General features: G+C 40.0%; 2 protein-coding genes. Both read right to left on the minus strand.

Annotation, left to right across the window (positions count from 1 at the left end; genetic code table 11):
• Nucleotides 1-463: 463 nt before the first annotated feature.
• The gene (locus AACT19_RS23740) at nt 464-1717 is read right to left on the minus strand and encodes an HD-GYP domain-containing protein (RefSeq protein ID WP_076649073.1); all 1254 of its coding nucleotides are present in this window, start codon (nt 1715-1717) and stop codon (nt 464-466) included.
• Nucleotides 1718-1800: 83 nt separating this feature from the next.
• Nucleotides 1801-2208: a VOC family protein gene (locus AACT19_RS23745; protein WP_004735357.1), complete on the minus strand. Its 408-nt coding sequence runs from the start codon at nt 2206-2208 to the stop codon at nt 1801-1803.
• Nucleotides 2209-2521 lie beyond the last annotated feature (313 nt).

Here is a 2521-nt window from a genome sequence, read left to right on the forward strand (position 1 = left end):
AGTTCATTGAAATCAAGTTTGATTCCGAAGAATCTGTTTTATCCAAAGGATAAAACGTTTTGATATTCATCAACGAGTGCCCACACAGATTGATAGGTTTAAATTGTTAAAGAGCTTCACTTGTTGAGCGTTCCTTTTAAGTAAGGAGCCTCTCGAAGTGGACGGCCATTCTAGCGTTTTAATTCTCAGTGTCAAACACTTATTGGGAATTAATTTCTACTTTTTAAAAGTAGAAGCGATTAAACGCTTTAAGCTAGTTGCCTTACCAACATTCTGCGCTGAAGCCTTGTGGCGTCTGCCGTGTCAGTGAGGCGGCATTATAGAGATGCAGCTCTTATTGGCAAGCATTAAATGCGTTTTTTATTGAAAAAAGAGGTTAAGCGAAGACATTTCAACCAAGGGCTTATTTATACCACTTTCAACCCAAGTTTCGAACAAATTACCCACAACACCCTGTGGATAACTACTCGCCATTATCAAAAAAGTAAGATAAACGAGCCCTAGGGTTTAGATATTCTCTAACTTGTTCCGGTAACTTACTTGGATGAACTGCATTGACAATTTTTATCTCTTTAGTAAAGAGGTCAATGATCGGGGCTTGAGTTCTTGGTACGCTAGGATCATAGATCAGTACATTCGGGTAAAGCATGTGTTTGGCATTAACTGAAATCACTATTCCAATTGATTCATTTGAAAGCTGCACGACAGTGCCCGGTGGGTACACTCCCATAAACTTGACTAATAGACTCAAGTTATCCTGACTATATAGGTGTTTGCAGTTCTTATATAAATGAGAGAGTGCTAAGTAAGGGATCTTTTGCTGGGATTGCGCTTTACTGTGGCAAAGGTTATCAAATGCATTTGCTACCGCGACTATTTTTGCAAACTCATCTATACCATCTTCAGTTAAGCCTTCTGGATAACCTGAGCCGTCATTCATTTCGTGATGCTGACCAATAACTCTCTTCGCACTGTCAGGAAAACCCTCAATAGCCGTGACTATATCTACCCCATACTTAGTATGAAGTTTGAGATAGTTCGCCTCTGGCACAGTCAAAGCAGCCTGCTTTCTTAGTATCGCAACTGGTATTTTGATTTTGCCTACATCGTGGAACAATGCGGCAAATGAAAGATCTTTCAACTGTTGCGTATTGTAGCCTTTAGCTTTACCTATCATTAGCGCAACAACAGAGACATTTAATGTATGAAAGTAAATGTCTTCAAAGTCAGCTTTTGCATTCATGAGATGCAAGGTTACGTTATCGTCACTCACTAGCGTTTCAACAATATCATCAACAAGAGCTTTAACCTCCCCTACCGCATCTAATGGGCGATTACGGATTTTGGTCATCACTGAACGCATTCGGGCAAGCGAACGTTCGAACTCTTTCTCGCAATGACTCACCCTACGACGGTAAGAACTTAAAGTTTCGATGCACTCATGCTTATCTTTCCACATTCTTTCCGCTTCAAGGCTTACCTGTAAATCACCATCAAGGTCTTGTTCACTCACATGGTTAGCAGGTAAAGGTGATGTATCACTTTGGTTTGGGTTTATATAGACGTGCTTAATCCCAAGATGTCGAATGACCTTTACTTGAGCATCATCTTTGATTTTAAAGCTGTTGAGTAGAAATGGGTGTTCATTCCATTTTACTGGGAGTCGTATATGTAGACCGGGCTGAATGCGATCTACGGTAATCTTTATGCTGCCCATTTTTATATATAATATTGATTATTAATCTCTATTTATAATTCTAATAAAACCAAGCAGCAATTTCACTATCCAATTTCACAGGTTCAACTTAAAGAATCACAGTGCACCATCCAACGTATGCCGAACTTATCTTCCACTTTGCCAAACCGAGCTCCCCAAAACGTATCCGCCAAAGGTGTCATTATTCGCCCACCTTGCTTCAGATTTTCAAAGATTTGCTCTTGAGTCGCGGTATCCTCAGTAACAAGCGAGAGTGCAAGGTTGTTACCTTCGAGCTCTTTCGCTTTAACACCATCAGACATCATCAGCTTCATACCAAACGCTTCAAACTCTGCATGCATAATCCAATCAGGTTGAGCTCCCTCTATTACTTGTGGCGCATCACTAAAAAGTTGTTTCGATAAAACTACACCGCCAAAACATTTATGATAAAAATCCAACGCTTCGTTACAACGGCCATCAAAAAACAAGTAAGGGGTTACTGTCAGCATATATCTCTCCTCTATTATTCCTTTAAACATAGACAATAGAAGAGAGAATGGTAGGTAACATCATGATTTAAGATGATTAATTTATTAAGGAATAGAATTGTGGAGGGAAACGGTGTGGTTTAGGAATGAAACAACAAGATCTGACTGATTAAAAAAGCGTTTCTTTCGTTAAAATAAAGGTCAGCTTTTCTGTTCTCCAGATACAACAAAGCCCCGACCATTTCTGATCAGGGCTTTATCTAAATATGGTACCGGTAGGCGGACTTGAACCGCCACGCCCGAAGGCAACGGATTTTGAATCCGTCGTGTATAC

The organism is Vibrio sp. 10N.222.47.A9, assembly GCF_963872585.1.
Classification (GTDB): domain Bacteria; phylum Pseudomonadota; class Gammaproteobacteria; order Enterobacterales; family Vibrionaceae; genus Vibrio; species Vibrio splendidus.

What these genes read in the sequence shown, in the direction of transcription:
- AACT19_RS23740 (WP_076649073.1), bottom strand. Translation starts at nt 1,717, where the DNA reads ATGGGCAGCATAAAGATTACCGTAGATCGCATTCAGCCCGGTCTACAT.
- AACT19_RS23745 (WP_004735357.1), bottom strand. Translation starts at nt 2,208, where the DNA reads ATGCTGACAGTAACCCCTTACTTGTTTTTTGATGGCCGTTGTAACGAA.